Origin of the sequence: Halocalculus aciditolerans (genome assembly GCF_014647475.1) — an archaeon.
In the GTDB taxonomy this organism is placed as follows: domain Archaea; phylum Halobacteriota; class Halobacteria; order Halobacteriales; family Halobacteriaceae; genus Halocalculus; species Halocalculus aciditolerans.
This window is the reverse complement of record NZ_BMPG01000001.1, coordinates 866,415-892,554: the sequence shown is the minus strand read 5'-3', so window position 1 is coordinate 892,554 and position 26,140 is coordinate 866,415. Positions and strand designations below refer to the sequence as shown.

The following is a 26,140-nucleotide window of genomic DNA, read 5'->3' as shown; positions in this document are numbered from 1 at the left end:
GGGGTATGGAGGTTCGTGGTCGTCGAGAGTGCAAGGCGTGTGGCGCGGAGTGGTCGTACTTCGAGACGGGGAGCGTGGAGTGTCCGGAGTGCGGGAGCGTGGTGAGCGTCGGCGTCGGCGAACGACGAGAACACACGGACCACGCGGCCGACCTCGACCTCGGGGAAGTGCTCGCCGCCCGAGGAGAAAGAGACGTGCGAGCCGGTTCGGCAGACGGCGAGAGAGGCGGCGACATTGTGCTCGCTGCGGAGGCGGCGGAGGAGGCGGCGCGGGCGTACCTCCGGGAGCGCGGGTTCGTGCGCGGCGGGGAGCTGCTCGACCTCGACGACACGTACCTCGCGGCGGCGGAGCTCCGGTTCGTCGCGGGGACGCTCGCGCGGCGGACGGACGTGAGCGAGGGAGAAGAAGCGTACTTCGAGTCGCTCGTCTCGGCGGCGGCGGACGGGGAGCGGCCGGACGCGAGCGAAGTCCCGGATTCGCTCCGGGATTCGCGCGGGCTGGGGTACGCGAACGCGGTGCGGGACTACCGTCAGGAGCTCCGGGAGTGGGGGGAAGAGACAGGACGCGGCCTGCGGGATGTTTTGGAGTCGCTCGGCGACCACGTGAAGCGGGTGCGGGCGCTCGACGGGGACGTCGGCGTCGAGGAGTCGGAGGCGCTCGTTTCGGCGGCGCGCGCGGCGGCGGACGCCGCCCGCGGGGACGAGTCGGGCGTGGAGCGGGCGCGCGACGCGCTCTCGGCCCTCGCGTAGTCAGTGGAGGGCGTCGCGGAGGTCGCCGGCGACGTCGTCGAGGAGATCGTGGCCGCCCTGAACGTCCATGGGCTCCTGGACCATGTTGAGGACGCCGTGGATGAGGTCGTCGTACTCGCGGCGAGTGACGTCGACGCCGTCGGCGTCGAGGGCGTCGGCGTACGCGCGGCCTTCGTCGCGGAGCGGGTCGAACCCGCAGGTGGCGACGGTCGCGGGCGGGAGGTCGGCGTGGCTCTCGGCGAGGAGCGGGCTGAGGTAGGGGTTTCTGTGGTGGACCCACGAGGGCGCGTAGTGGTCGTGGAAGTACTCCATGTCGGCGGCGGTGAGGAAGTAGCCCTCGGCGTTCTCCACGTGGGAGGCGTAGCCGCCGCCCGCGGCGTCCTCGCGGAAGTCGACGACGGGGTAGACGAGCGCCTGGTAGGCGACGTCGGGGCCGTCGTCGCGGTTGCGCGCGGCGAGCGCGGCGACGGCGGCGAGGTTCCCGCCCGCGGAGTCGCCGGCGACGGCAACCGTGCCGTTCCCGCCGACGGCTTCCTGGTTCTCGGCGACCCACCGGAGGGCGGCGTAGGCGTCCTCGACGGGCGCGGGGAAGGGGTGTTCGGGGGCGAGTCGGTAGTCGACGGAGACGACGACGGCGTCCGCGCCGTTCGTCAGGAGGCGCGCGGGCGCGTCGTGGCCGTCGGGGCTCCCGAAGACGAACCCGCCGCCGTGGTAGAAGACGACGACCGGGTGCGGGCCCTCGCTCTCGGGCGTGTAGACGCGCACGGGGATGTCGCCGTCGGGTCCGGGAATCTCGCGGTCCTCGACGGCACCGACGTCGGCGACGGGTTCCGCGCCCGCGAACCGCCCCTCCATGCCCTCGCGGACCTGCTCGGGTTCGAGTTCGTGTATCTCCGGGAGGTCCATCGACTCCATCGCGGCGAGCACCGCCTGCACGTCCTCGCTCGGCTCAGACACCATACTGAACGAGCGGTCAGCCAACAGCATAAACCTGGGGCAGCCGGAAAGCGAACAGAGGGACGTTCCCCCGCCCCACCAGTTAGCACGCGTAACTTTCGTGGACGCTCGCCGGTAGTCACCGCGTGAGCGCCGGTGTGATACCGGGTCGAGACGCCCCGGCGCTTATAGAACCACACGCTGTCACTGCTGACGATGACGTCCCCGACGCGTCGCGCGGCGCTCGCCGTCGCTGTCGCCCTCCTCCTCGTCACCGCCGGCTGTAGCGACGGAACGACCAGCACGACCGGCACCGCGCCGACGACCGGTCCTGCTACGGCGACCAGCACGGACACCGATACGACGACCACCGCGACGTCCGTCGCCTCGGCGTACACCGTCACGGGGAACGCGACGGCTGACCAGTACCCGCCGGGCGTCGCAGCGGACGGCACGCTCACGAACGTCTCCGCCATCCGGCGCGCGCACGAGAGCGCAGTGGCGAACGAGTCGGTAGCGCTCACCGTCGAGGGGACGAACCCGAACGGGAGCACCGCCTTCCGCCACGCACACGCCGCGAACGGGACGTACTACAGCGAGCGAACCAGCACGACGGACGGAGAACGGCGGACGAGCGAGGTCTACCGGACGGGCTCACACGGCTATACCCGGGCCGTCGTCGGTAACGAGACGTACTCCAGCGTCCTGCAGAACGCGACCGGCACGGTCCCCGCCGGTCTGACGCACGGGGTGTTCTCCCCGGACAACGCGCCCGTGGAGCTCCTCGCCGACGGCGATTATACTGTCAATGGGACCGTGGAGCGCGGCGGCCGGACGTTCGTCCGCCTCACCGCCGACGGCGTCCCGCAGCACCGGAGTCACGGGTTCGTCACGGCGTACGAGGGGACGGCGCTCGTCACGCCCGGCGGCGTCGTCGCCGCCGTCCACGCGTCCTTCGAGCGGACCGCCGACAACACCACGGAGCAGTACGAGCAGTCGGTGACGCTCGACACCGACGCGGACTGGTCCGGGCCGCCGCCGTGGGTCGCCGACGTTCCCCGCCTCTCGCTCTCAACGGTCGAGGACAAGCGCGCGTTCGAAATCCGGAACGCCGGCGGCGCGACCCTCCCGGCGAACACGACGTTCCGCGTCGACGCCGCCGAGAGCAGGCAGTGGGTGTTCCAGGCCGACGCCGTCGGGAGTAACGCGACCGTCACCACGGACGCGCCGCTCGAACCCGGCGACGCCGTCTACGTGACCGCGAACGCGGACGCGTCCGCGTTCACGCTCCACGACGAACCCGAGCGCGGCGCTTACACCTTCGAGGACGTCGACGTCCGCGCCCGCCGCGGGGACGCCAACACCACCTACCACTTGTCCTGGGGCGTCCCACCGGGACAGGTCGACTGGTAGTCGGCGCGAATCCGCGAACGCGAACGAATCGAGACGGAGTGGGGCGGCTCGCTAGGGGAGCGGGACGTCGCTGTCGGTGAGGGCAGCGGCGGCCTCGACGGTGTTGACGAGGAGCATCGCGCGCGTCATCGGGCCGACGCCGCCCGGGGAGGGGGAGATGACGCTCGCTTTCTCCTTCGCGCTCTCGAAGTCGACGTCGCCGGTGAGGTGGTAGCCTTTTTCCGAGCTATCCTCGACGCGGTTCGTGCCGACGTCGATGACGACTGCGCCCTCGGCGAGCATGCTGGCGTCGATGAACTCGGGGATGCCGGCGGCGGCGACGACGAGGTCGGCGCTCCGCGTGTGCGCTTCGAGGTCGGTCGTGCGCGAGTGACAGGTCGTCACCGTCGCGTTCTCCTGGAGGAGGAGGTTCGAGAGGGGTTTCCCGACGATGTTCGACCGGCCGACGACGGTCGCGTCCAGCCCGTCGAGGGGGACGTCGGCGTCGTCGAGCAGGCGCATCACGCCGTTCGGCGTGCAGGGGACGAATCGGGGGTCGCCGGCGACGAGGCGGCCGACGTTCTCCGGGTGGAAGCCGTCGACGTCCTTCGCGGGGTCGACGCGCCGCAGGACCTCGCGCTCGTCGACGTGGTCCGGCAGGGGGAGCTGGACGAGGATACCGTGCACGTCCTCGCGCGCGTTCAGGTCGTCGATGGTCTCGTAGAGCTCGCTCGCGGGTTCGTCGGGGTCGATTTCGACGTGGAAGCTCTCGATGCCGACCTCCTCGCAGTCGCGTTGCTTCATCGAGACGTACGTCGAGCTGGCGTCGTCGTCGCTCATCAGGACGGTCGCGAGCCCCGGCGTCACGCCCTCGGCGTCGAGCGCGTCCACGGTCGCCGCGACGTCCGCGCGCACGTCCTCCGCGACGGCGTTCCCATCGATGACGGTGGTCATACCCGAACAGTAGACGCCCGCGCCCTTCAACCCCGCGGAGACGTGCCCAAAACCACAGACGTAAATGGAGAAGTAGTCACGTTCGTGTAGTAGTCGGCAGTGAGTCGGAGGCGGTGTGCGGCGGCGCTACTCGTAGATGGGGTGGTCGTCGCAGAGTTCCTGGACGTCGGCGGCGACCTCGGCGTAGACGTCGGCGTCGCCGATGTTGGAGACGACGCGGGCGATGCAGTCGCCGACGGTGCGCATCGCGTCGGCGTCGAAGCCGCGCGTGGTGAGCGCGGGCGTGCCGGCGCGAATTCCGGAGGGGTTGAACGCGGAGCGCGTCTCGCCGGGGACGGTGTTCGCGTTCAGGACGATGCCGACCTCCTGGAGGGCATCCTCGGCGTCGCCGCCCGTGACGTCGGGGTGGGATTCGCGGAGGTCCGCGAGCACGAGGTGCGTGTCCGTGCCGCCGGAGACGAGGGAGAACCCGTGGTCCTGGAGGGTTTCGGCGAGGACCTCGGCGTTCTCGACGACCTGTGCGGCGTACTCCGCGAACTCGGGCTCTAAGGCTTCGCCGAACCCGACCGCTTTCCCGGCGACGTTGTGCATCAGCGGGCCGCCCTGCGACCCGGGGAAGACCGCGGAGTCGACGGCTTTCGCGTGTTCCTCGTCGCACATGACGATGCCGCCGCGGCCCGCGCGGATGGTCTTGTGCGTCGACCCCGTGACGAAGTCCGCGACGCCGACCGGGTTCGCGTGCTCGCCCGCGGCGACCAGCCCGGTGATGTGCGCGATGTCCGCCATGTGGTAGGCGTCGACGGCGTCCGCGGCCGCCTGAATCGCCGTCCAATCGATCTCGCGCGGGTACGCGGACGCCCCGGAGACGATGATGTCCGGGTCGACGTCCTCGGCGCGCTCGACGATGGCGTCGTAGTCGAGGCGGCCCGTCTCCTCGTCGACCTTGTAGTGCGTGACGTCGTAGAGCTTCCCCGCGAAGTTCACGTGGTGGCCGTGGGAGAGGTGGCCGCCGTGCGTCAGGTCGAGCGAGAGAATCGAATCGCCCGGCTCGAGGACGGAGAAGTAGACCGCCATGTTCGCCGACGACCCGGAGTGCGGCTGGACGTTCACGTGGTCTGCGCCCCAGAGTTCCTTCGCGCGCTCGATGGCGAGGGTCTCCACCTGGTCTGCGTTCTCACAGCCCGCGTAGTACCGCCCGCCCGGGTAGCCTTCCGCGTACTTGTTCGTCAGGACGCTCCCCTGCGCTTCGAGCACGGCTTCGCTGACGTGGTTCTCGCTCGCGATCATCGCGAGGGTGTCCTGCTGGCGTTCGACCTCGCCTTCGAGGGCGTCGGCGACGGCCGGGTCGGTCTCTCGGACGGACGGATACTCCATGTAGAAGGGGCATCTCCCGGCCCAATAAGTCTATACACCGCGGACGATATTCGCAGAATCTATCAGCGAGAACGGAGGTGCTCGACAACTCTATATGTCCGCCGCTGGTTACCTTTCCACTACGTGATCGACTGGGACGTGTCCGGGAACGGCGTTCGTGCGCGGGATAGCGCGAACCGGGAAGTTCTCGTCGAAACCCCGGACTGGACGCCCTGCGGCGAGCCTGCTGACCTCTCCCATCCCGTCGACGCCACCGCCGCGGGCGACCTCTCCTCGTTCTCGCTACCGCCGCTCTACGCGACTATTCTCGACCTCGACACGACGGAGACCAGCGACCTCTCCCGGGACGCCGACGCCGTCGACCTCCCCGCGGGCGCGTACGAACTGAACGTCGACGCCGCCGTGAAGACGTACGTCAAATTCCGCGGCCCCGCGACCATCGAGCGCACCGACGACCGCCTCCACGTCTCTCTCGGCGACGCCGACCGCGTCACCATCGGGTTCCGGTCGCGCATCCGCGCGCCGAGCGCGACCGTCACCGTCCCCGAAACGGTCGAAGGCGTCGCCGCCGCCGTGGCCGCCGCGAGTTCGGCGCTCCGAACCACGCGGCCCGACCGCTCCTTCGAGACGATGCGCGGCCACCCGCCGGAAGTCGAGTTCGGCGACGACTACGACGTCCCGGCCGCCGTCGCCGACGCCGTCCCCGACACCGGCATCGACGTCTGCGTCCCCCGCGACCTCGAAACGCTCCTCACCGTCGCCCCGCTCGCCTACTACCTCGGCGCGGACGTCTCCGTCGAACCCGGCGAGCGCGCGCGCGTTCGAGCGCCCGACGCGGACTTCGCCTACGACCTCGGCCCGAACGTCGTCGAGCGCGCGCCGGCGCTGCTCGCGCGCGTGTTCTGGCTCGACTGCCTCGTCCGGAACGCCGGCCCGCACGGCATGGACGTCGCGGAGACGCGCCTCCTCGACGAGTTCGAGACGACCGCCGCCGAGTTCTACGCGATGGCTCCCGACGAACGCCTGCGGGCGTACGTCGACGCGCCCTACGACCGCATCGCGGACGGCCTCCCGGACTGGCACCTCGCGATGCACGTCGAACCCACGCTCCAGAACGCCGAGACCCTCCCCTTCCTCCTCGACCGCCTCTCCGTCATCTACCCGCCCGAGACCGCCGAGCTGGAGAGCCAGGAGCTGATGAAGCGCTCGCTCGACGACTTCTACCGGGCGGGCGTCGGCCCGGTCGCGCAGGTCGAGATGCTCAAGCCGAGACTCCGCGACGGCCGCGTCTCCGGCTGGCTCGCCGACGGCACCCCCATCGACGTGTTCAAGACGCTCCCGGAGGCCTACGAGAACCACCTCGACTACCTCGACGTCTCCCCGGGCGGCATCTCCGTCGCCGTCGTCCTCAACGACGAAGCGATGCGCGAAGAACACGAACGCGTCGCCGAGATCTACCGGGAGCGCGCCGAGGACGTCGACATGGACCTCCGGCTCGAAAAGAACCTCACGCGCGCCGAACTCGCCGCCCTCCTCGAAGACGACCACGACTTCGTCCACTACATCGGCCACTGTGAGGTGGACGGACTGCGGTGCGCGGACGGGAATCTCGCGGTGTCGACCATCGAGGAGTCGAACGCCCAGACGTTCTTCCTGAACGCCTGTGGCTCCTACCACGAGGGGCTGGAACTCGTGCGGAAGGGGAGCGTCGCGGGCGCGGTGACGTTCCGGAAAGTCCTCGACGAGCAGGCGGCGAAAGTCGGGACGGCGTTCGCGAAACTCCTCGTCAACGGCTTCAGCATCGACCGCGCCGTCCGCCTCGCTCGCCGCCGAATCATGATGGGGAAGGACTACGCGGTCGTCGGCGACGGCACGCAGGTCGTGACGGAGTCCGAGGCCGCGATTCCGGCCACCGTCACCGTCGACTCCGCCGGCGACCGATTCGCCGTCACGTACGACGCGAACAGCATCTGGGTGCACGGCGGCGTCTATCACGCCCGCACGCCGGGACCGAGTTCGCTCCACCTCTGCGGGAACTCCATCGAGACAGAGCTCTCGGCGGGACAGACTGTGAGTTTTCTCGAACAGGAAGAACTCCCCGTTATCCTCGATGGAGAGTTTCACTGGTCCGACGACGCCGCAGAACGCATTCGTGAGATGAGTTAGGACGCTAATACAATGGGTAGCTAACCGCGCCACGACGGATTTAATCCGAGTCTAATTGCCGATAAAATTTTATAGCCCGGTGTGTTAGTGGAGAGTAGGTATGACAGCGAACCTGCTCGGCACGGATGTCGAGGAAGTACTGGGGGAAGTGCTCCGGGGGGAGCCTTCTGAACTCTACGTCGTCAATCCGTCGGCGGACACCGTCGAGCGTGTCGTCGACGCGACGACGAACTACGAGGGGGACCTTCCGACGATCAAACTCGTCGCCGAGAAGGGCTTGCTGAAAGACGTCATGGACGACTTCATCGTCGCGTCCAACACGGCAGACCTCCTCGAATCTGGCACGCTCGAGCTCGCGACGGCCGACGCGTCCAACCGGAGTAGCCTCCTCGTCACCGAGACGCAGACCGTCTCGCTCGTCGAGGCCGGCGGCCAGGTCGGCGGTGTCGCCACCGACGACCCCGACTTCGCCGCCACGTCCTACGACGCGGCCGTCGAAACGTTCGACGACGCCGACGAGTTCTCTCTCCGCACCCCGGCGATCAGCCGCGTCCGGCAGACGCTCGACGACGAAATCAGCCCCGACGTCGAAGGCGACTTCGACGGCGTGATGGCGTCCATGGAGACCGCGCGTGGCGACGGCGACGGCCTCGACGAAGTCACCGTCAGCCTCCTCGTCGCGGCGAAGAACCGCGTCCTCCTCTACGACATCTCGAAATGGGGCGAGGACGTCGGCATCGCCTCCAAGGCGACGTTCAGCCGCACGAAGACCAAGCTCGAGGACAAGGGCCTCATCGACACGGAGAAGGTCCCCATCGACGTCGGCCGGCCGCGCCTCCGCCTGAAGCTCGCGGACGACCGACTCGAAGAAGCGCCGCCGTCCGAACTCGCGAACGTCGCGCAAACGGTCCTCGCGAGCTAACCGCCCCGCCGAACCACCGCGTTTTTTCCCGCGTCACGCTATCGTCCAGTAGAGTTAGCTATGCCGGATTCAGCCACGGTCGCCCTCGTCGGCGACGGACCCGCGGTCGAGGCGGTTCGCGCAGCGGTGAGTGACGTCGACGCCGCCGTCGAAGCCTGCGCGCCCGGCGCTATCGGCGGGTTCGACGCGGCCGTCGTCGCCGGCGTCGCGGGGAGCGACGGCTTCGCCCGCGCGAACGCCGCCGCCGTCGAGAGCGCGACTCCGTGGGTGGCCGTCGAAGCCGGCGGGCTCGGCGGGTACGCGCTCGACGGGACCGCCGCGTCCGTCTCCGTACTCGCACCCGAGGCCGGGTGTTTCGCGTGCCTCCGCGCGCGAATGGAAGCGAACGACGCGCCCGTGGCCGACGCGCCGTCGACGGACCGGGCGACGCTCCGCCTCGCCGGCGCGCACGCCGGGAAAGCCGTCGTTGACGGGCTCAGCGCGGGGTTCGACGGCGGGCGCGTCGAGGAACTCCCGCAGCGGGAGCGAACCTTCCAGCGCGTCCCGTTCTGCGGGGTCTGCGGCGGCGGGCGCGACCGCGCGCTCTCGCTAACCGCGGAGGACGTTTCGTTGGAGGACGCCGTGGGTCGAGCGGAGCGCGCCGTCGACGACCGCGTCGGCGTCGTGCAGGTCGTCGGCGAGCGCGAATCCTACCCCGCGCCGTACTATCTCGCACGGAGCGGTGATACGTCGGGATTCAGCGATGCTGCGGCCGCGCGGCAGGCCGCGGGCGTCGCGGCCGACTGGAACGCCGCCTACATGAAGGCCATCGGAGAGGCCTTAGAGCGGTACTGCGCCGGCGTCTACCGCGCCACCGAGTTCGACGTCGCGCCCGCCGGCCACCCCGACGGCGTCGGCTTCGACGCCTTCGTCCGACCGCAGGACGCAGGAACGCCAGACCACGACGAGCCGATCCGGTGGCTGCCCGGTCTCGACCTCGGCGATGGAAGCGACGTCCGGCTGCCTGCGGACCTCGTGCAGTTCCCGCCGCCGAGCGAGGCGTACGCGCCCGCCATCACGACCGGCCTCGGCCTCGGGAGCGACTCCGTGGACGCCGTGCTCTCCGGCCTCTACGAGTCCGTGGAGCGGGACGCGACGATGCTCGCGTGGTACTCGACGTTCGAGCCGATGGGGCTCGACGTCGCGGACGACGAGTACGCCGAACTGGCGAAGCGCGCACGGAGCGAGGAACTCACGGTGACGGCGCTCCTCGTCACGCAGGACGTGGACGTCCCCGTCGTGGCGGTCGCCGTCCACCGCGAGGAGTGGCCGCGGTTCGCGCTCGGCTCCGCGGCCGACCTCGACGCGAACGCCGCGGCTCGCGGCGCGCTCTGCGAGGCGCTCCAGAACTGGATGGAGCTCCGCGCGATGGGGCCCGAGCAGGCGAGCGGCGAGGAGGGCGCAATCGGCCACTACGCGGATTTCCCGCGGGCGGTCCGGTCGTTCGTCACGCCGGAGACGACGATTCCCGCGGACGCGGTCGGCCCGGACGAGAGCCTCTCCGGCCGCGAGGAACTCGACGCCGTCCTCGACCGACTCGCCGACGCAGACCTCGACGCGTACACCGCGCGCCTCACGACCCCCGACGTCGAGGCGCTCGGGTTCGAGGCGGTCCGCGTGCTCACGCCGGCGACGCAGCCGCTCTTCGTCGACGACCCCTACTTCGGCGAGCGCGCACGCACCGTTCCCGAAGAGCTGGGGTACGAGCCGCGATTCGACCGGGACTTCCACCCGTTCCCGTAAGGGGCTGACAGGCGACGCGTTTCGCGTTCCGCGGGGGGCGCATCGCACTTCCGCCTCGTCCACCCCGCGGCGACTCGCTACCGCATGCGACCGACTGGCCGCGTCATCGTACTTGAACTCGGGGAAGAGTCAGGCGGTGACGGGTGGCGGATGGCGGACGGGCAGCATGGTGACGGGGCGGTAGCGGAAAAGCGTACTCGCCCTCCGGGCGAGTTTCCCCGAGCGACTCCGGCGCTCGGGGGTTTTTGTCGCCAGAGAGCTCTGCTTTCTGGCTGAATAGCGGGAAGCTCCGCTTCGCGCGATGTCGTCAGGCGGCTCCGCCGCCTGACTGCTAACCGGAACGCTTTGCGTTCCGGTAATGTCGCCAGAAACCGTCGGTTTCTGGCTGGACGACGGGAAATCTTCGATTTCCCGTAGTGGTCCAGATTTCTGCTCCGAGCGGTCGGCGGAGCCGATCCGAGGAGGGAAAAGGTGGTTTTAGACGTACATGCGGTCGTCGGGTTTCTGCTGTTCGGCGACGGCTTCGACGCGCCGGGCGAGTTCGGCGTAGTAGTCGGCGACTTCTTTGGCGAAGGCTTCGAGGGGGCTGGTGTCGACGTCGAGGCCGTAGACGTCGCTGACGGTCTGCGTGAGGCGGATGGCGGCCTCGACGTCGGGGACGCGTTCGTGGACGGGGGTGATGTAGACGCCGGCGGCGAGGTCGGAGTCGATGCCGCGCTGGAGGATGCGGCCTTGGACGCCGTCGAGGAAGCCGGTGCCCATCGGGGGGACGTCGTGGCCGGCGAGGCGGTCGTCGACGTAGTCGTCGGTGGCGACGTAGTAGGTGCGGTGTTCGTCGGGGCCGTGGGCGACGGGGACGCCGGAGGCGATGGCGACTTCGCCGACGCCGTTCGCTTCGGTCCAGTCGAGGATGGCGTCGGCGAAGGAGTCGGCGGCGACGGTGGGGACGAAGAGTTCGTTCACGAGGAGGGTGAGGTCGAGGCCGTCGCGGGAGAAGAGACGGGTGTGGTGGCGCGGTGTGCCGTTCTCGAAGGGCGTGATGGCCGGGAGGCTGTCGGCGGCGACGTAGCCGGTCTGTTCGAGGTCGAGGTGGTCGACGAGGAAGTCGACGGCGGTGAGGCCGGCGAGGCCGAACTGGCTGAAGCCGGCGAGGAGGGTGTCGCTCGGTTCGGTGTCCTGCATGACTTCGAACGAGGCCGTGCTGTGCGTGAGCGGGTCGTTGCTGTATCGCGCGTCGTCGGGCATGTCTCGGGGTTGGGCGGCGGCGAGTATTATGGTGTGGGTGAGCGCGTGGGACAACGGTTTTCCCGGGGGGCGTCGTGGAGTCGGAGTGTATGGTGTCGTGGCCGCCCGGAACCGACCCCGCCGTGCTCCTCGAGGAGTACCGACTGGTCGTCGCGGTTCTCTGCTTGCTCGCTGGCTGGTACGGCGGTCGGCTGGTCGTGCGCGTGGCGGGTCGTCGGGTCGCGCGGCGGTTCCAGCGGCCGAGCGTCACGCGGACGATTCTCCGCCTCGTGAAGGCCGGCGGGGTCGCCGTCGGGGTGCTCAGCGCGTTCCACTTCGCGGGCATCGGCCTCGGGAACGTCGTCCTCTCGGTCACGGTGTTCTCCGCCGTGCTCGGTGTCGTGCTCGCGCCGCTCGTGGGGAGCGTCATCAACGGGGTGTTCGTCCTCTGGGACCAGCCCTACGAGATCGGGGACATGATCGAGTTGACGGACCGCGGCCAGACGGGGTTCGTCGAGGACATCACGCTCTCCTACACGAAGATTTTCACGCTGGACAACACGTTCATCGTCATTCCGAACGCGTCGATGCGCGAGCGCGACGTCGTGAACTACTCGGCGGAGGACGAGCGCACGCGCCTCTCGCTCACGCTCGAAGTGACGTACGAGGGAGACCTCGAACACGCCCGGGCGTTGATGGAGGGGGCGGCGGCGAGCGTCGACGGCGTCCTCGCGGGCGGCCCGGACATCCGCATCGGGAGCGCGCGGTATCCGGCGGGGCCGCGCGCGCACATCGACACGTTCGCGGACAGCGCGGTGCGCCTCCGCCTCCGGTACTGGGTGCGCGAGCCCTACCAGCTCTCGCGCGTCAAATCGAACGTGCAAGAAGCCATCTGGGAGCGCTTCGAGAGCGCGTCGGACGTCGAAATCGCCTACCCGCACATGCACCACGTGTTCGACGAGACGAGCGGCGAGGCGGCGGTCAGTCTACGCGAACGGTGACGACCTCGCAGTCGAGTTTCTCCTTCAGGTAGGATTCGATGTCGGGCGTGCCGACGAGTCGGCGGAGCGCGCGCCGCCACCGGCTGACGTGCGCGCTCCCGATGACGACGACGTCGGCACCTTCGGCGGCGGCCTCGTCGAGGATGGTCTCCTCGACGAGGAAGCTCCGGCGGACGACGTACCGGACGTCGGTGAGTCGGCCGAACGCGCGCTCGACGGCGTGTTTCAGCGCCGTGCGCGTGACGTGGCCGTCGTCCTGGTAGAGCGCGACGTGGAGGACGGTGAGTTCGGCGTCGCGCTCCTCGGCGACGTCGATCGCTGCTTCGAGGGTGCGCTTCGAGTGGTCCGAGAGCGGGTAGCGGACCGGGACGAGGACGCGAGTCATACCGGCGGTATGCGGGGCGTCCGCCTAAATCTGGTCGTTGACGCCGCGGCGGACGACGCGGCCTTCGATTTCGGGGTCGATGCCGTGCTCGCGGGCGTAGGCGGCGAGGACCTCGTGCTGGACGTCGAGGGCGGCGACGCGGTGGTCGGTGTCGAGGACGGGGAACTCCTCGTCGGAGAAGAAGAGGTAGTTCGTCGTCGCGAGCGTGTACGTCTCGTCGGGGGCGACGGCCTCGCCGCCGACGCGGAGGTCGACGAGTTCGTCCTGCGCGGCGTCCCACGTGACGCTCGCGCCGGAGAGGTGGGCGTGCCACCAGTCGGCCTCTCCGAACCCGAGCGTGGAGCCGGCGGCGTGTTCGAGGAGCGCTTCGAGCTCTTCACCCGTGAGTTCGGCGACGGCGACGGCTTCGTCGAAGGGGACGACGCTGACGAGGTCGGCGATGGTGACGTCTCCGGCGAGCGGGTGGCCCTCGCGGATGCCGCCGGAGTTCTGCAGGCCGACGTCGGCGTCCGCGGCCCAGCGGTAGGCGTCGGCGACGAAGTTCCCGACGCGCGACTCCCCGCGGAACGCGGTCGCTTCCGTTCGCTCGATGGGGTCGTCGACGCGCGCGACGACGTCCGTGAGGTCGGCGTCCCGCATGCGCCGGCGGAGGCGGTCGGCGAGAGCGGCGTCGAGCGGGCCCTCGGAGACGTCGTGCCGGGTCGCTGTCGGGCGTACACCCGAGAAGTCGATTTCGAGGAGGACGCGGCCGCCGACGCCGGGGCGGGTGAGGAGGACGTCGTCGACGTACTCGATTCGCTCGGAGTGGACGTGGCCGCCGAGAACGGCGTCGACGTCGGCGGCGAGCGCGAGTTCCTCGTCGCCGCGGCCGAGGTGACTGAGCGCGACGACGTGGTCCGCGCCGGCGTCGCGGAGGCGGTCAGCGGCGTCGGCAGCGGCCGCGTAGGGGTCGGTGACGGTCAGGCCGGCGGCTTCGGGGTTGAGCGCGGGCGTGTCGGCGTCGAGCACGCCGAAGAACCCGACTCGTTCGCCGTCTCGCTCTTCGAGGAGCGTATCGCGGACGCCGACGTCGCGGCCGAACGGCTCGCCGTCGAGTTCGATGTTCACGGACACCCACGGCTGCGGGCTGGCGGCGACGAGTTCTTCCGTTCGTTCGAGGCCGTAGTCGAAGTCGTGGTTCCCGAAGGTCTCGGCGTCCGGGCGGACCGCGTCGAAGAAGTCGAGCGCCTGCTCGCCCTCGGTGACGAGGGAGAGGACGCCGGGCGCGGTGTTGTCGCCCGTGCCGACGACGAGCGTGTCGGCGGCGCGGCGGTCGTCGATGAGGCCCGCGAGCCGGCCGATGCGACCGGGGTCGTCGTAGGCGTTCTCGACGTCAGAGTAGTGGAGGACTCTCACTGGCTGGAGAGAGCCGGTAGAGGCAGTAATGGGTTTCGTCCCGGGGCAGCGTCGGGCGGGTCGGGGGCGAAGCCACTAAGACGCGGCCGGGAAAACGAACGACGCATGGAAGCACGCGAACTCGACGACGGGACGACGGTCTACGTGTCGGACGACGAGGTGGAGCGCGGACAGAACGGCGCGTTCAAGGCGACGTACAAGGACCCGGACGCCGACGAGCGCTGGGGGTGGTTCTGCGCGAACTGCGAGACGTTCGACAACGCGATGGACTCGATGGGCCGCATCCAGTGTAACGTCTGCGGGAACCTCCGGAAGCCCGACGAGTGGGACGCGGCGCACGAGTAGTTCTCCCGAACGGACTCGCCCGCCTGGCCCTCCCTCACTTCGTTCGCGAGAACGCGGCGCACGAGTAGTTCTCCCGAACGGACTCGCCCGCCTGGCCCTCCCTCACTTCGTTCGCGAGAACGCGGCGCACGAATAAGCGCTCGCCTACTCCCCCTTGTTCTCGACGTCGGCGACGTGCTCGAAGTCGTTCCGCAACAACAGTTAAGACCCATCCGAGCGAATGGCGTGATAGATGGTGGCACACACCACCCCACCGGCGGCGGACGCGAAGACCATCTTCACCGACCTCGGCTACGACGTCGTGGGGGACGGCCCCGAGTTCCGAGCGACCCGCGACTGGAAGGAGGTGACTGTCCGCGCGGTCGCCGACGACGCGACCGACGCCCCGGACGCCGACCTCCAGTGTTACGTCACGTGGTCCGAGCACGCGCCAGCCCTCCAGCGACGCCTCGACGGCCGCGACTGCGACGAGTGGGCCGTCATCGGCGTCGACGACGACGGCGGCTACGAAGTGACGCGCGCCCCGCCCGCCGAGCGCGCATAAAACGAAGTACGGATTTTTCGAGACGTCGAGGACGCCGCTCAGAACGCGTCCCGGACGGCCGCGGGGCCGGCGTTCACGTCGACGTCCGCGCCCTGTTCGTCGAGCGCGTCGGCGAGCGCGGACACGAGGAAGGTGACGTTCTTCTCGCGCGCGCCGTGGCCCATGCAGCCGATTCTGAAGATTTCGCCGCTGAGGTCGCCGAGGCCGCCGGCGATTTCGAGGTCGTACTCGTCGAGGAGAAAGTCGATGACGTCGCTGTCCGTGACGCCGTCGGGGACGCGGACGGCGTTCAGGCTCGGGAGCCAGTAGTCGTCCTCGGGGTTGAGATCGAGGCCCATCGCTTCGACGCCGGCCTTGAGCGCGCCGGCGACGCGCTCGTGGCGCGCCCACCGCTCCTCGATGCCTTCCTCTGCCACTAACCGCAGGGCCTCGCGGAGCGCGTAGACGTTCGTGATGGGCGCGGTGTGGTGGTACGCGCGCTCCTCCCCCCAGTAGCCTTCGAGGAGGCTGAGGTCGAGATACCACGACCGCGCGGGCTCCTCGCGGGAGAGCACCTTGTCCATGGCGTCGTCGTTCAGCGTGAGCGGGCTCGCGCCCGGCGGGCAGGAGAGGCACTTCTGCGGCCCCGAGTAGGCGACGTCGATACCCCACTCGTCGACTTTGAGCTCGACGCCGCCGAGGCTCGTGACGGTGTCGGCGACGACGAGCGCGTCGTGGCTGTGCGCGACGTCCGTGAGCTCGGGGACGTTCGTCTGTTTCGCGCCCGTCGACGTCTCCGCGTGCACGAACCCGAAGACGTCCGGCTGGTGTTCGTCGAAGGCGTCCTGAACGTCGACGGGGTCGAGCGGTTCGCCCCACGGCGCGTCCACCTCGACGACGTCGCCGCCCGCGCGCTCCGCCATCGACGCCATCCGCCCGCCGAAGTAGCCGTTCGTCGGGACGAGCATCGTGTCGCCCGGCTCCACGAGGTTCCCGATAGCCGCCTCCATCGACGCGCTCCCTGTCCCTGAGACCGGAATCGTCCACTGGTTCTCCGTCCGGAACGCGTAGCGCAGGAGCTCCTGCGTCTCGTCCATGATGTCGAGGAAGGACGGGTCGAGGTGGCCGACGAGCGGCGTGCTCATCGCCCGCAGTACGCGCGGATGGACGGGGCTCGGCCCCGGTCCCATGAGCGTTCGATTCGGCGGTGCGAGTTCGTCAACGTCCGGCGGCGTCTCCATAGACACCCCTTCCCGCGAACCCCGCAAAAAGCTCAGGAATCCGGTTAGCCCCGAGGCCTTTACCCCGCCCGGTCGAACGCCGCGTATGGCCAACGTCGTCACGACAACGCTACGCTCGTTCGTCGACGGTATCGTCACCGCGCTCCCGGACATCCTCACCGGCCTCGTCTTCCTCGCGCTCGCCTTCGTCGTCATCCGCGTCGTCACGTGGGTCACCGGCGTCGTCGCCGCGCGCGCCTTCGGCGACGAGGAGATATACGTCCGCCTCGTCCGGCTCGTCGTCGCCATCTTCCTCTGGTTCGGCGCGCTCTTGACCTTCCTCACCGTCGTCGGCCTCGGCGACATCGCGGCCTCCCTCGGCACCGCGTCCGGCTTCCTCGCGCTCGGCGTCTCCTACGCCCTCTCCGGGATGCTCGCCGACGTCGTCGCCGGCATCTACCTCATCCGCGACCCCGACTTCGAACTCGGCGACCACGTCGTCGCCGGCGACACCGACGGCGTCGTCGAAGCCATCGAACTCCGTAAGACGCGCTTCGACGTCGGCGAGGACACCGTCGTCCGCGCGAACGCCGAAGTCGAGAAGAAGTGGACGAAGAAGAGCGAGTAGCCCACACTCTTCGAGCGCTGGCGCGCCAGCGCGCAGCTCGCGTGAGTCACTCGCACGATTGGGGCTAGCAGCATTTATTCGCGCGTCGCGTACTCGGGGACGATGTTCATCGGACACGAGACCGTCGCGTTCGCCGTCGTCGCGCTCGCCGCCGTTCGGCTCGGCGTCTCGAAGGAGCGGGCGCTCGCGCTCGGCGTCGCCGCCGGCCTGTTCGCCGCGGTCCCCGACGCGGACATGGTCTACGCCCTCTCCGGGCTCCTCTCCGCGCAGGGCGGCGTGTTCGGCGCGACCGAGGCGTTCTGGGCGGCGTCCACGGCGGTCCACCGCACCATCACGCACTCCGTCGTGCTCGCCGCCCCCGCCGCGCTCGCGTTCGCCCTCCTCCACGACGAACAGACGACGTTCCGCGCCGCCGGCTGGACCGTCCTCGTCGGCGTCGCCGGCGTCGCCTTCCTCGTGAGCGGCCCGCTCGCCCTCCTCGTCACGGCCGCGTTCGCCGCCGCCGGCCGCCTCGTTCTCCTCGCTCTCGACCGCTACGTCACCCCCGCCCTCTCCGCGCGCGACGTCGGGGTCGCCGCGTTCGCCGGCCTCGCCACCCACCCCTTCGGCGACTACCTCACCGGCCACCCGCCCGACCTCCTCTACCCCCTCCCGATCCACATTCTCACGGCGCGCCCCGACCTCTTCGGCGACGAGACCCTCAACCTCCTCGCCGCCTTCGGCTTCGAACTCGCCTGCATCTGGGCCGGCGTCCTCGTCGCCCTCCACCTCCTCGACCGCGACCCCCGCGACTACGTCTCCCCGAAAGCCACCGCCGGCATCGCGTACGCCGCCGTCGCCTTCGTCGTCACGCCGCCGACGCTCGACCTCTCCTACCCCTTCGTGTTCAGCGTCCTCGCCGTCGGCGTCGTCGGCGTCACCCCCGACTACACGCGCCGCCTCCCCGACGCCCCGACCGCCGCCCTCACCGGCCTCGCCGCCGTCACCCTCGCCGGCGTCGCCTACCTCGCCACCTACCTCGGATTCGTCTCCGAATACCTCTAAGTACCCGCCCCGTCACGAACTGGTAATGATGGACTCCGACCGCCTCGGTCGTCTGATCGAGGCGAAACGCTCGAACGCGGTGCTCGCGTGGCTCCTCGTCGCCTTCATTCTCCTCGTCTTCGCCGAGAGCCTCTGGATGCGCGACCTCGTCTGGGCCGGCTTCACGCTCGTCGTCGCCGGCGTCGCCCTCGTCCCGCCCGTCGTCGCCCGCGACCCCGAAATCATGCTCCCGTGGGAGGTCGTCCTCCTCGCCGCCCTCCCCGTCCTCGCGCGTACGGTCACGACGTGGGGGCCGGCGACCGACCTCGCTACCTCCCTCTCCATCGCCGCGCTCGCGCTCCTCGTCGCCGTCGAACTCGACGTCTTCACGCCCGTCCGCATGACGCCGTGGTTCGCCATCGCCTTCACCGTCATCGCGACGATGGCCACCGCCGGCCTCTGGGCCGTCGGCCAGTGGCTCGCCGACCTCTTCCTCGGTACCTACTACGTCCTCCCGCCGCCCGGGAGCGGGATGACCGAGGGCGACGCCCTCTACCGACTCATGTGGGACTTCGTCGGCGCGACCGGCGTCGGCCTCGTCGCCGGCGTCGTCTTCGAGTGGTACTTCCGCCGCGTCGTCGACAGCGCCACCCGCATCGAGGTGGTCGACTGATGCGCGTCCGCGACGTCCTCGGCGTGAGCCAACGTCGCCAGCGCCAGCTCACCCGCGCCCTCCAGCTCTCCCTCGTCGGCTTCATCTTCGTCGGCTTCGACCGCGGGAACCTCGGCATCGTCGTCAACGCCGCCATCGCCCTCGGCGTCACCTACCTCCCCGCCGTCCTCGAACGCGACTACCAGGTCCCGATGGACGCCGCCCTCACCCTCTGGGTGTCGCTCGCCGTCTTCCTCCACGCCCTCGGCACGCTCGGCCCCTACCAGAACATCTGGTGGTGGGACCACCTCACGCACGCGCTCTCCTCCAGCGTCGTCGCCGCCGGCGGCTACGCCGTCGCCCGCGGCATCGACGAACACACCGAGGACATCCACCTCCCCACCGGCTTCATGGTCCCCTTCCTGTTCATGGTCACCCTCGCCTTCGGCGTCTTCTGGGAGGTCATCGAGTTCGGCGTCTCCGGCGCGGCCTCCCTCCTCGGCAGCGACACCGTCCTCACCCAGTACGGCATCGGCGACACCATGCTCGACCTCGTCTTCGACACCGCGGGCGCGGCGCTCGTCGCCGCCGGCGGCTGGGCCTACCTCACCGACGTCACCACCGCGATCAGCGACCGACTCGACCGCGGCGGTGGATAGTTTTACCACGCCGCCCCGCGACATCCCGCCTATGGTGTACAAGAAGATCACGCTGATCGGCCGTAGCACCGAGAGCTTCGACGACGCCGTCGACGACGCCGTCGACCGCGCCGAAGACACCCTCGACAACGTCTCCTGGGTCGAAGTCGTCGACCAGCGCGTCGGCATCGAAGGCAAGGAAGACCGCGAGTACCAGACCGAAGTCGAAGTCGCGTTCGGGCTCGAGTAACGTGATTCGGAGCGAGCGCCGCAGGCGCGAGCGAGAATCACGGGAAGGCGAGCGGCTCACTGCGCTCGCCGTTCGCGCGTTCGGCGAACCTTCGGTTCGCCCGCCCGCCGCCCGTTTTTTCAGCGTACTGTCGGATTGCAAGCCAATCACCCTTTCCGTGCCCCTCGCGTAGAGGCGGACATGGGGTTTGGTAGCTACGACGAGTCCGAGCAGGAGAACCAGCAATCCGACAGCGAGTACGACGAGGACGACGTCCTCAACGTTCACGAGAACGACCACGAGGGCGAGGTGAGCTTCGACACCGACGCTTCCCAGGACGAGCTCATCGGTCGCCTCCAGGACATGAAGGACGACGAAGACGACGAGTAACGCGCTTCTCTCCCACTTTTACCGCCGCATATCGTCTCGCACGGGCTTGAGCGCGATCCCCGCGCCGGCGAGAAAGACGAGTACTGGGCCGAACGTCCGCGGGTTCGACCAGTCGAAGTACCGCGGGGGCTCCGCGGTGTAGTACGTCCCGTTCTTCACGACGACCTCCGGCATCGGTGTGTCGTCCTCGAAGCGCACCGTCTCACCCGAGACCGCTCGGTCGAATATCGCCTGCTTCTCCGGCCGCATGTTCTCGTACTGCTCGTAGTGGAGGTTCCCCGGCGGCGCGTGGTCCGCCGTCGAGTCGATGGCGAACTTGTAGTCCGCGTCCGCGACGCCCACGAAGAGCACGACGCCCGCCATCGCGACGACGACGCCGACGAACAACACCACGGTCTGCTGCCACGTCACCATACCCCCCACTCCACCGTCACCGGGCATAAACCCCTGCGCCGGTCGACGTGAATCCGACTGGACGCGACGCTGGCGGAAAGTCGAGAGAAGCGAAAAGACCGGGAGAACGCGAGCGGCTGAGAGCGTCGCTACGTCCGGAAGGACTCACCGCACCCGCACTCTGCCTCGACGTTCGGGTTGTCGACGTCGAACCCCGCGCCCTGGAGGCCGCCCTCGAAGTCGAGGCGGCTCCCCGAGATGTACTTGTGGCTCGACGGGTCGACGAACACTCGCAGCCCGTGGCCCTCGTAGATGTGGTCGTCGTCCTCCGGCTCCGTGTCGAACCGCATCCCGTAGGATAACCCCGCACACCCGCCCTGCTGAACGAACAGCCGCAGCCCCGCGACGTCCGTATCCATATCCTCACCGCGGAGGAGGCCGAGCGCTTGCTCGGCCGCCTCCTCCGTGATGACGAGACTTCCGTTCTCCCCGCCGTTCTCGGCGCTCGTACTCATACGCGTTGGTTGTCCGTCCAGCGGCATAACGGTGGCGCTGGTTCAGGTGATTGCCGGTTTACCGGACGGTAAAACGTGGGGTCGGAGCGGTCGGCACCGCGTCCGCCGGCTTGCGGGCGCGTGAAGGCGACGGCGTCGACGCGCCGGCGAACGCTCGCGTTCTCGTGGGTCTCGTGAGTGATAGCGAGTGCGAGCAGGGGGGAACGCGTTCCGGCCGTGCTCGTTCGGCCGCCTGCGGCGCTCACGGCTGACGCCGCTCGCGTTCCCGCGGTTCTCCTCCGCTCCCTCCGGTCGCTCCGTCCGAACCGCGTTACTCCTCAAACCGGGCGTCGATGCTCGCGCTGTGGGCTTCGAGTCCTTCGGCGTCCGCGAGCGTCGTGACCGTTTCGCGGAGGTCGGCGAGGGCGTCCTCGTCGAGGCGCTGGACAGTCGTCGCGCGGAGGAAGGTGTCGACGGAGAGGCCGCCCTGCACTTTCGCGGTGGCGTTGGTGGGGAGGACGTGGTTCGTGCCGGTGGCGTAGTCGCCGGCGGCGACGGGAGTGAAAGGACCGAGGAAGACGCTGCCGGCGTTGGTGATGCGGTCGAGGAGTTCCGCATCCCCGTCGGCCTGGATGGAGAGGTGTTCGGCGGCGTACTCCTCGGCGAAGAGGACGGCTTCGGGCATGGAGCGGGCGACGAGGACGCCGGACTGCTCGCCCTGGAGGGCCTCTTTGATGACGTCGTCGCGTTCGCGTTCGGGGAGGCGTTCGGCGACTTCGACGCAGACGGCGTCGGCGAGCGCCTGGGAGTCAGTCACGCAGACGACGCTCGCGTTCGGGTCGTGTTCGGCCTGCGCGAGCAGGTCGCTGGCGACGGCGGCGGGGTCGGCGGTCTCGTCGGCGAGCACGCAGACCTCGCTCGGGCCGGCGAGGAAGTCGATTTCGACGTTGCCGCGGACTTCGGCTTTCGCCGCGGTCACCCACTTGTTCCCGGGGCCGACGATTTTCTGTACCCTATCCACCGTCTCCGTTCCGTAGGCGAGCGCGCCGACGGCCTGCGCGCCGCCCGCGGCGTAGACGACGTCCGCGCCGGCCGCGTGGATGGCGGCCAGCGTGACGGGGTTCATCTCCTCGGCGGGCGGCGTGACGACCGCGACCTCCTCCACGCCAGCGACCTTCGCCGGCACGACGGTCATGATGGCGCTCGACGGGTACGCGGCGGACCCGCCGGGAACGTACGCGCCGACGCGGTCGATGGGGCGGAATCTCCGACCGAGCTCCCGTCCGTCGAAGTCCTCCGTCCAGTCCCCGGGGAGCTGGGCTTCGTGGAACGCGCGGACGTTCTCGATGGCCGCCTCGATGGCCTCGCGGTGTTCGTCGCCGAGGTCCTCGTAGGCGCGCTCGGCGTCGTCCGTCACGTCGACGTTCCCGACTTCGACGCCGTCGAACTCGCTCGCGAACTCGCGGAGCGCCGCGTCGCCCTCCGTGCGGACACGAGAAACGATGTCCGCGACGTCGCCGCGTACGGCGTCGATGCCCGCGTCCCGCTCGAAGAACGCCCGCCGCCGCCCCGGACCGAGGTCGGCGAGGGCTTCGGGTTCCAGACTCATACCTAGACGGAGGCCGTCGGGCCGGAAAACCGTTCGGACTTTCACGACTCGCGTCGCGCACCGAGTAGAATGTACGCCCGCGACACGATTCACCCTCTCGTGAGAACACTGCGATGGTTTCGTGCAAATCGAACGTGTGGCTACACGAGAGCGTCGTTGGCCGGACAAAGCGGAAGTCGTCACAGCGTTCGATGGCTGTCGCGAGCAGCCACCCACGACGACGACGTCCCGCCGCGTGAGAGTAGCTCGAACCTGCTCGACCGCGGTCGTTGCGGGTGATTATCGGGTCATTCCCGGGCCACCTCCCCTGACTCGGTCGCCTGATTCGTATCGCGGCGATGTGCTTCGTAGAGGGCGGGAAGTCCGAGGGGGAGCGAAAGCACGCCAAACACCGTGATCGCGTATTTCGTGGCCCACCGATACCGAGTATCGAGCAAGATGCTGAGGGCACCAAGGGTCGCAACTGCGTACGCGAGATCGCTCCAGATCGGGTGGTACGACGAGCAGTAGAGCCAGCAGACGAACGTGTACGACGGTGCGTTCCACGTCGGCGGATGTAGTTTCGGCCAGAAGAACCGACAGTAGGTCGTCCACGCGAACATCGCTCCGGTCGGGAGGCCAACGAGCCACGCCATCGGTGAGATGCGACGAGCCGCGCTGTATCGCTCATACCCCTTCAGAAAGAGTCCGGGGAAGCCGACGATCCACAGCCAGATCCCAGCCGTGTAGGTGACTGGCCAGTGCTCGATGCGCGGCTGTCTGAACGGTAGTCGCAGCGACGCCGGCAACGTCGCCCACGGGAACGATGGGTCTGGAACCGGGTTCGTAAACAGGGCAAACAGACACAGCGCCGCCCCGGCGACGAGTCCGTACAGTGCGGCGTCTGTATATCGCGCGAGCGAGTCTGGCAGAACCCGTTCACTGCGACCGCTTTCGACGGGCGCGGGAGTGCTATCTTGCATTCAACTCCCCTCGTGTAGCTCGTGCGTCATCCCCATCTCGTGTTCAGCGGGTTCCTCACCGCTCTGTGTCGCCCAGTGACCGACGTAGACCTGACCGGGGAGAAGCAGTGTGAACACGGCGTTGAGGTACAGCGTATAGCCGGACGGCGCGGTTCCACCGGCTTCGCCCTGCGGCGGGACGAGACCCACATGACACGGCCCAGTTCGATCACGAGGTTCGTCGAGGCGAACTGAGAGGCGGCCGCTCGCAACAGGTGATGCACCTCTCTCGAACGGCGACTCGGTCGCCGCAACCGCGCCAAGCGAACACCGCGAGGACGCCGCCCCGAAGACCGTCCCGAGACCGAGTTCACGCCGGCCGTTCCCACCGAGAACGGCGGACGTCCTTTCCTCACTGACGAACGCCTCGACGGCACCAGCGACCGTGAACCCCACGAGCGCCCACCGGGTTTCCCAGAACACCTCCCCAGCGAGGCGCAAGCCCTCAACGACGGTCTCAGTCACCACCTCGTGACCACCTCTGGTTAGGTGTCGGCGGGCACCAATCGCGCTCCGCGTTCTCGCCGATCATCCCAGTAAATAATACAACCACCCCGTTCAATGCTCTTGTGCTTAAGAGATAACGCATGAATGGTAGTTTCAAGTTTGGTGTGTTAGGTTCGAAATATCAGACACCGATATTTTTAAACTGATGATGGGGTCAATGTGTGGTACGCGCTCTGTAGCCAGCGCGACGATCCAAAGCCGGCAGATGTCGATACCCCGGCAGCCCCCGTTCCAGGCTCGTCAGCGTTGACTGTGTCCACAACGCGGTAGGAGGCGCAGTCACGACGTCGCTCTCAAGGGTAGACCGTAACTGGAGCACTAGATATTATTTATGGACGCATCTAGCAGTATATTGAAATGTGCGCCCGCGACACTAACGACCGGCGTCATCCCTGGGCGGCGTGCCGTGTCGGCCGGGAAACCCTCGTGGCGGGCGAGTACGTGCGTGTACCAGGCGGGCCCGTGTGGGCCGGATGTCGCGTCCCTGGGTTCTCCGCTCGTCATCGCGCCCGGAGCGGGTAGGCTCGGGCGGGGACTTGTGGGACGCGAGAGAACGTATGCGGGCGGGGCGTATGAGGGCTGCGCTACGCCTGTCCGGCGGGCTCGGGTTCGGATTCGGTGCGGAGTTCGTAGACGACCTCTTTGGTGGCGCAGACGCCGCAGACGCAGTCGACGAGGCCGGCGGTTTCGAGTTCCGTGAGGGCGTCCTCTGCGTCGGCTTCGGTGATTCGCGCCTCGGTCGCGACTTCCGCGGGAGAGAGCGGGCCGCGGTTGTCGAGCACCACGCGCGCCAGTTTCGCGTGGCAGGAGAGGTCGGGAGCGTCGCTCATGTTCGTCCCTATTCGATGTGCGGCAAAAACCCTTGGCTTACCGGCGAGGAGGGCTGACGGCGGCGTTCACCCGGAGAGAACGCGGCGCAGAACGCCGCGACCGTCGCGCGCTCCGGGCGGCGGGAGGCGAGCGACGCACGGACGCAGGTCGATGTAGCGTCGACGGCGGGCTGGTGGCGGTCTGTGGGGCGTCTGCGGCGGGCCGGCGGCAAGCGGGCGCGGTGACGAGAACGTTTAGGTCGGTTCCGGTGCGACGACCCGGTATGACCGATGTTGTGGTGCTCCGTGCGGACACGCACGGGCTGACCGCCCGCGACCTCGCCGCGGAAATTCGGAGCCGACTCCCGGACGCCGACGTCGCGTTCGCCGCGACGCCCCGTGAGGAGCGCGAACTCGTCGCCGACGCGCCCGTCGTCGTCGGCACCGGCATCGACACCGACCTGCTCGACGCCGCCGAGGAGCTCGAACTCTTCGCGTGCGCCTACGCCGGCTACGGCCACCTGCCGCTCGCCGAACTCGACGAGCGCGGCGTCGTCGTGACGAACGCCGCCGGCATCCACGCGCCCGCCATCGCCGACCAAGTCCTCGGCTACTGTCTGACGTTCGCGCGGAACCTCCACGAGGGAATCCGCCGGAGAGAACGCGGCGAGTGGCGGCACTTCCAGGGGTACGAACTCACCGAGGCGACGGTGACCGTCGTCGGTCTGGGCGCGATTGGCCAGGCGGTCGTGCAGCGCCTCGACGGCTTCGACTGCCACACTATCGGCGTGCGGTACACGCCGGAGAAGGGCGGGCCGACGGACGAGGTCGTCGGCTTCGAGGCGGACGCGGTGCACGACGCGTTCGCCCGCTCCGACTACGTAGTCATCGCGTGCCCGCTCACGGAGACCACGGAGGGACTCGTCGGCGCGGCGGAGTTGACGACGATGGAGCCGCACAGCGTCCTCGTCAACGTCGCGCGCGGCGGCGTCGTCGACACGGACGCGCTCACTGCGGAGATTCAACGAGAAGGCATCCGCGGCGCGGCCATCGACGTCGCCGACCCCGAACCGCTCCCGAGCGACCACGCGCTCTGGGACATGGGGAACGTGCTCATCACGCCGCACAACGCCGGACACACGCCCCGGCACTGGGAGCGCCTCGCCGACATCGTCGCGGAGAACGTCGAGACGCTCAGAGCCGGCTCACGCGACTTCCGGAACCGGGTCCCATGACCTCGTAGACCTGATAGAGGAGGGGGCCGGCGAGCGCGACGGCGAGCGCGATGGCGAGACCGAGGACGTCGTCGATGAGGTACTGCGCGAGCACCAGCCACGTCGCGAACCCGCACAGCAGACTCCCGGCGAACACGACGCGCTTCCAATCCATATCTGACGCC

The 26,140-nt window shown here is 69.0% G+C and carries 29 protein-coding genes; 15 read left to right on the top strand and 14 right to left on the bottom strand.

Going from position 1 to position 26,140, the window contains the following annotated elements; genetic code table 11:
* Window positions 1-5: 5 nt before the first annotated feature.
* Entirely contained in the window at window positions 6-749 is a 744-nt protein-coding gene (locus tag IEY26_RS04560; RefSeq protein WP_188976271.1) for a DUF7117 family protein, read from the top strand.
* Here the strand turns inward: IEY26_RS04560 and IEY26_RS04555 are convergent, their stop codons facing one another.
* The gene (locus IEY26_RS04555) at window positions 750-1,709 is read right to left on the bottom strand and encodes an alpha/beta hydrolase (RefSeq protein WP_229773928.1); all 960 of its coding nucleotides are present in this window, start codon (window positions 1,707-1,709) and stop codon (window positions 750-752) included. It abuts the gene before it with no gap.
* A gap of 192 nt (window positions 1,710-1,901) precedes the next feature.
* Between IEY26_RS04555 and IEY26_RS04550 the strand changes: the two genes are divergently transcribed.
* Window positions 1,902-3,098 (top strand): hypothetical protein, encoded by a 1,197-nt coding sequence (locus IEY26_RS04550; RefSeq protein ID WP_188976269.1) that lies wholly within the window; start codon window positions 1,902-1,904, stop codon window positions 3,096-3,098.
* Window positions 3,099-3,149: 51 nt separating this feature from the next.
* On the opposite strand, the gene IEY26_RS04545 is transcribed toward IEY26_RS04550, so the two are convergent.
* Together IEY26_RS04545 and glyA are read right to left on the bottom strand one after the other, a co-directional pair.
* Window positions 3,150-4,031, bottom strand: coding sequence for a bifunctional 5,10-methylenetetrahydrofolate dehydrogenase/5,10-methenyltetrahydrofolate cyclohydrolase (locus tag IEY26_RS04545; protein WP_188976267.1), 882 nt, complete (start codon window positions 4,029-4,031; stop codon window positions 3,150-3,152).
* Between the two features lie 126 nt (window positions 4,032-4,157).
* On the bottom strand, window positions 4,158-5,405 hold the full coding sequence (glyA, locus tag IEY26_RS04540; RefSeq protein WP_188976265.1) for a serine hydroxymethyltransferase: 1,248 nt from the start codon (window positions 5,403-5,405) through the stop codon (window positions 4,158-4,160).
* Between the two features lie 123 nt (window positions 5,406-5,528).
* On the opposite strand from glyA, the gene IEY26_RS04535 reads away from it, so the two are divergent.
* From IEY26_RS04535 to IEY26_RS04525, 3 genes are all read left to right on the top strand, one after another.
* The gene (locus tag IEY26_RS04535) at window positions 5,529-7,571 is read left to right on the top strand and encodes a hypothetical protein (protein WP_188976263.1); all 2,043 of its coding nucleotides are present in this window, start codon (window positions 5,529-5,531) and stop codon (window positions 7,569-7,571) included.
* 100 nt (window positions 7,572-7,671) lie between these two features.
* Complete coding sequence (tbsP, locus tag IEY26_RS04530; protein WP_188976260.1) at window positions 7,672-8,493, top strand: transcriptional regulator TbsP; 822 nt, start codon at window positions 7,672-7,674, stop codon at window positions 8,491-8,493.
* Window positions 8,494-8,553: 60 nt separating this feature from the next.
* Complete coding sequence (locus IEY26_RS04525) at window positions 8,554-10,275, top strand: YcaO-like family protein (RefSeq protein ID WP_188976258.1); 1,722 nt, start codon at window positions 8,554-8,556, stop codon at window positions 10,273-10,275.
* A 477-nt stretch (window positions 10,276-10,752) separates the two neighbouring features.
* Here IEY26_RS04525 and IEY26_RS04520 read toward each other — a convergent pair whose 3' ends face one another.
* Window positions 10,753-11,520, bottom strand: a complete 768-nt coding sequence (locus IEY26_RS04520; protein WP_188976256.1) for a proteasome assembly chaperone family protein — start codon at window positions 11,518-11,520, stop codon at window positions 10,753-10,755.
* Window positions 11,521-11,609: 89 nt separating this feature from the next.
* On the opposite strand from IEY26_RS04520, the gene IEY26_RS04515 reads away from it, so the two are divergent.
* Window positions 11,610-12,500 carry a mechanosensitive ion channel family protein gene (locus IEY26_RS04515; protein WP_188976254.1) on the top strand — a complete coding sequence of 297 codons (891 nt, stop codon included), beginning with the start codon at window positions 11,610-11,612 and terminating at the stop codon, window positions 12,498-12,500.
* Here the strand turns inward: IEY26_RS04515 and IEY26_RS04510 are convergent.
* Window positions 12,481-12,885, bottom strand: a complete 405-nt coding sequence (locus tag IEY26_RS04510; protein ID WP_188976252.1) for a universal stress protein — start codon at window positions 12,883-12,885, stop codon at window positions 12,481-12,483. The two genes, IEY26_RS04515 and IEY26_RS04510, sit on opposite strands and share 20 nt — an antisense overlap.
* 24 nt (window positions 12,886-12,909) lie before the next feature.
* A complete protein-coding gene (locus IEY26_RS04505; RefSeq protein ID WP_229773921.1) occupies window positions 12,910-14,280 on the bottom strand; it encodes a bifunctional metallophosphatase/5'-nucleotidase in 1,371 nt (456 codons plus the stop codon).
* A 105-nt stretch (window positions 14,281-14,385) separates the two neighbouring features.
* On the opposite strand from IEY26_RS04505, the gene IEY26_RS04500 reads away from it, so the two are divergent.
* Both IEY26_RS04500 and IEY26_RS04495 read left to right on the top strand, forming a co-directional pair.
* A complete protein-coding gene (locus IEY26_RS04500; RefSeq protein ID WP_188976250.1) occupies window positions 14,386-14,625 on the top strand; it encodes a DUF5816 domain-containing protein in 240 nt (79 codons plus the stop codon).
* Window positions 14,626-14,857: 232 nt separating this feature from the next.
* Window positions 14,858-15,169 carry a DUF7116 family protein gene (locus IEY26_RS04495; RefSeq protein WP_188976248.1) on the top strand — a complete coding sequence of 104 codons (312 nt, stop codon included), beginning with the start codon at window positions 14,858-14,860 and terminating at the stop codon, window positions 15,167-15,169.
* A gap of 38 nt (window positions 15,170-15,207) precedes the next feature.
* On the opposite strand, the gene IEY26_RS04490 is transcribed toward IEY26_RS04495, so the two are convergent.
* Window positions 15,208-16,389 (bottom strand): pyridoxal-phosphate-dependent aminotransferase family protein, encoded by a 1,182-nt coding sequence (locus IEY26_RS04490; RefSeq protein ID WP_188976246.1) that lies wholly within the window; start codon window positions 16,387-16,389, stop codon window positions 15,208-15,210.
* A gap of 85 nt (window positions 16,390-16,474) precedes the next feature.
* On the opposite strand from IEY26_RS04490, the gene IEY26_RS04485 reads away from it, so the two are divergent.
* From IEY26_RS04485 to IEY26_RS04460, 6 genes are all read left to right on the top strand, one after another.
* Window positions 16,475-16,996 (top strand): mechanosensitive ion channel domain-containing protein, encoded by a 522-nt coding sequence (locus IEY26_RS04485; RefSeq protein ID WP_188976244.1) that lies wholly within the window; start codon window positions 16,475-16,477, stop codon window positions 16,994-16,996.
* 102 nt (window positions 16,997-17,098) lie between these two features.
* Window positions 17,099-18,040 (top strand): metal-dependent hydrolase, encoded by a 942-nt coding sequence (locus tag IEY26_RS04480; RefSeq protein ID WP_188976242.1) that lies wholly within the window; start codon window positions 17,099-17,101, stop codon window positions 18,038-18,040.
* Window positions 18,041-18,065: 25 nt separating this feature from the next.
* Complete coding sequence (locus tag IEY26_RS04475; RefSeq protein WP_326838274.1) at window positions 18,066-18,692, top strand: hypothetical protein; 627 nt, start codon at window positions 18,066-18,068, stop codon at window positions 18,690-18,692.
* Window positions 18,692-19,330 (top strand): hypothetical protein, encoded by a 639-nt coding sequence (locus IEY26_RS04470; RefSeq protein ID WP_188976240.1) that lies wholly within the window; start codon window positions 18,692-18,694, stop codon window positions 19,328-19,330. Before IEY26_RS04475 ends, IEY26_RS04470 begins: the two co-directional genes overlap by 1 nt.
* A gap of 31 nt (window positions 19,331-19,361) precedes the next feature.
* Complete coding sequence (locus IEY26_RS04465) at window positions 19,362-19,559, top strand: dodecin (protein WP_188976238.1); 198 nt, start codon at window positions 19,362-19,364, stop codon at window positions 19,557-19,559.
* A 180-nt stretch (window positions 19,560-19,739) separates the two neighbouring features.
* Window positions 19,740-19,928, top strand: coding sequence for a DUF5786 family protein (locus tag IEY26_RS04460; protein WP_188976236.1), 189 nt, complete (start codon window positions 19,740-19,742; stop codon window positions 19,926-19,928).
* An 18-nt stretch (window positions 19,929-19,946) separates the two neighbouring features.
* Here the strand turns inward: IEY26_RS04460 and IEY26_RS04455 are convergent, their stop codons facing one another.
* The 6 genes from IEY26_RS04455 to IEY26_RS04430 all read right to left on the bottom strand — a co-directional run bounded on the left by IEY26_RS04455 (window position 19,947) and on the right by IEY26_RS04430 (window position 24,762).
* A complete protein-coding gene (locus IEY26_RS04455; RefSeq protein ID WP_188976234.1) occupies window positions 19,947-20,342 on the bottom strand; it encodes a hypothetical protein in 396 nt (131 codons plus the stop codon).
* A 128-nt stretch (window positions 20,343-20,470) separates the two neighbouring features.
* Window positions 20,471-20,836 carry a HesB/IscA family protein gene (locus IEY26_RS04450; RefSeq protein ID WP_188976232.1) on the bottom strand — a complete coding sequence of 122 codons (366 nt, stop codon included), beginning with the start codon at window positions 20,834-20,836 and terminating at the stop codon, window positions 20,471-20,473.
* 310 nt (window positions 20,837-21,146) lie between these two features.
* Window positions 21,147-22,418 carry a histidinol dehydrogenase gene (hisD, locus tag IEY26_RS04445; RefSeq protein ID WP_188977110.1) on the bottom strand — a complete coding sequence of 424 codons (1,272 nt, stop codon included), beginning with the start codon at window positions 22,416-22,418 and terminating at the stop codon, window positions 21,147-21,149.
* A 293-nt stretch (window positions 22,419-22,711) separates the two neighbouring features.
* Window positions 22,712-23,386 (bottom strand): hypothetical protein, encoded by a 675-nt coding sequence (locus tag IEY26_RS04440; RefSeq protein WP_188976230.1) that lies wholly within the window; start codon window positions 23,384-23,386, stop codon window positions 22,712-22,714.
* A complete protein-coding gene (locus IEY26_RS04435; protein ID WP_229773918.1) occupies window positions 23,387-23,890 on the bottom strand; it encodes a permease in 504 nt (167 codons plus the stop codon).
* A 626-nt stretch (window positions 23,891-24,516) separates the two neighbouring features.
* A complete protein-coding gene (locus IEY26_RS04430; RefSeq protein ID WP_188976229.1) occupies window positions 24,517-24,762 on the bottom strand; it encodes a hypothetical protein in 246 nt (81 codons plus the stop codon).
* Between the two features lie 263 nt (window positions 24,763-25,025).
* On the opposite strand from IEY26_RS04430, the gene IEY26_RS04425 reads away from it, so the two are divergent.
* A complete protein-coding gene (locus tag IEY26_RS04425; RefSeq protein WP_188976227.1) occupies window positions 25,026-25,976 on the top strand; it encodes a D-2-hydroxyacid dehydrogenase in 951 nt (316 codons plus the stop codon).
* Here the strand turns inward: IEY26_RS04425 and IEY26_RS04420 are convergent.
* On the bottom strand, window positions 25,936-26,130 hold the full coding sequence (locus IEY26_RS04420) for a hypothetical protein (protein ID WP_188976225.1): 195 nt from the start codon (window positions 26,128-26,130) through the stop codon (window positions 25,936-25,938). The two genes, IEY26_RS04425 and IEY26_RS04420, sit on opposite strands and share 41 nt — an antisense overlap.
* Window positions 26,131-26,140 lie beyond the last annotated feature (10 nt).

What these genes read in the sequence shown, in the direction of transcription:
- IEY26_RS04520 (WP_188976256.1), bottom strand. Translation starts at nt 11,520, where the DNA reads ATGCCCGACGACGCGCGATACAGCAACGACCCGCTCACGCACAGCACG.
- IEY26_RS04560 (WP_188976271.1), top strand. Translation starts at nt 6, where the DNA reads ATGGAGGTTCGTGGTCGTCGAGAGTGCAAGGCGTGTGGCGCGGAGTGG.
- IEY26_RS04550 (WP_188976269.1), top strand. Translation starts at nt 1,902, where the DNA reads ATGACGTCCCCGACGCGTCGCGCGGCGCTCGCCGTCGCTGTCGCCCTC.
- IEY26_RS04495 (WP_188976248.1), top strand. Translation starts at nt 14,858, where the DNA reads ATGGTGGCACACACCACCCCACCGGCGGCGGACGCGAAGACCATCTTC.
- IEY26_RS04440 (WP_188976230.1), bottom strand. Translation starts at nt 23,386, where the DNA reads ATGCAAGATAGCACTCCCGCGCCCGTCGAAAGCGGTCGCAGTGAACGG.
- IEY26_RS04465 (WP_188976238.1), top strand. Translation starts at nt 19,362, where the DNA reads ATGGTGTACAAGAAGATCACGCTGATCGGCCGTAGCACCGAGAGCTTC.
- IEY26_RS04545 (WP_188976267.1), bottom strand. Translation starts at nt 4,031, where the DNA reads ATGACCACCGTCATCGATGGGAACGCCGTCGCGGAGGACGTGCGCGCG.
- IEY26_RS04470 (WP_188976240.1), top strand. Translation starts at nt 18,692, where the DNA reads ATGCGCGTCCGCGACGTCCTCGGCGTGAGCCAACGTCGCCAGCGCCAG.
- IEY26_RS04425 (WP_188976227.1), top strand. Translation starts at nt 25,026, where the DNA reads ATGACCGATGTTGTGGTGCTCCGTGCGGACACGCACGGGCTGACCGCC.
- glyA (WP_188976265.1), bottom strand. Translation starts at nt 5,405, where the DNA reads ATGGAGTATCCGTCCGTCCGAGAGACCGACCCGGCCGTCGCCGACGCC.
- IEY26_RS04510 (WP_188976252.1), bottom strand. Translation starts at nt 12,885, where the DNA reads ATGACTCGCGTCCTCGTCCCGGTCCGCTACCCGCTCTCGGACCACTCG.
- tbsP (WP_188976260.1), top strand. Translation starts at nt 7,672, where the DNA reads ATGACAGCGAACCTGCTCGGCACGGATGTCGAGGAAGTACTGGGGGAA.
- IEY26_RS04515 (WP_188976254.1), top strand. Translation starts at nt 11,610, where the DNA reads ATGGTGTCGTGGCCGCCCGGAACCGACCCCGCCGTGCTCCTCGAGGAG.
- IEY26_RS04480 (WP_188976242.1), top strand. Translation starts at nt 17,099, where the DNA reads ATGTTCATCGGACACGAGACCGTCGCGTTCGCCGTCGTCGCGCTCGCC.
- IEY26_RS04430 (WP_188976229.1), bottom strand. Translation starts at nt 24,762, where the DNA reads ATGAGCGACGCTCCCGACCTCTCCTGCCACGCGAAACTGGCGCGCGTG.
- IEY26_RS04500 (WP_188976250.1), top strand. Translation starts at nt 14,386, where the DNA reads ATGGAAGCACGCGAACTCGACGACGGGACGACGGTCTACGTGTCGGAC.
- IEY26_RS04490 (WP_188976246.1), bottom strand. Translation starts at nt 16,389, where the DNA reads ATGGAGACGCCGCCGGACGTTGACGAACTCGCACCGCCGAATCGAACG.
- IEY26_RS04455 (WP_188976234.1), bottom strand. Translation starts at nt 20,342, where the DNA reads ATGGTGACGTGGCAGCAGACCGTGGTGTTGTTCGTCGGCGTCGTCGTC.
- IEY26_RS04450 (WP_188976232.1), bottom strand. Translation starts at nt 20,836, where the DNA reads ATGAGTACGAGCGCCGAGAACGGCGGGGAGAACGGAAGTCTCGTCATC.
- IEY26_RS04485 (WP_188976244.1), top strand. Translation starts at nt 16,475, where the DNA reads ATGGCCAACGTCGTCACGACAACGCTACGCTCGTTCGTCGACGGTATC.
- IEY26_RS04420 (WP_188976225.1), bottom strand. Translation starts at nt 26,130, where the DNA reads ATGGATTGGAAGCGCGTCGTGTTCGCCGGGAGTCTGCTGTGCGGGTTC.
- IEY26_RS04460 (WP_188976236.1), top strand. Translation starts at nt 19,740, where the DNA reads ATGGGGTTTGGTAGCTACGACGAGTCCGAGCAGGAGAACCAGCAATCC.
- IEY26_RS04475 (WP_326838274.1), top strand. Translation starts at nt 18,066, where the DNA reads ATGATGGACTCCGACCGCCTCGGTCGTCTGATCGAGGCGAAACGCTCG.
- IEY26_RS04555 (WP_229773928.1), bottom strand. Translation starts at nt 1,709, where the DNA reads ATGGTGTCTGAGCCGAGCGAGGACGTGCAGGCGGTGCTCGCCGCGATG.
- IEY26_RS04525 (WP_188976258.1), top strand. Translation starts at nt 8,554, where the DNA reads ATGCCGGATTCAGCCACGGTCGCCCTCGTCGGCGACGGACCCGCGGTC.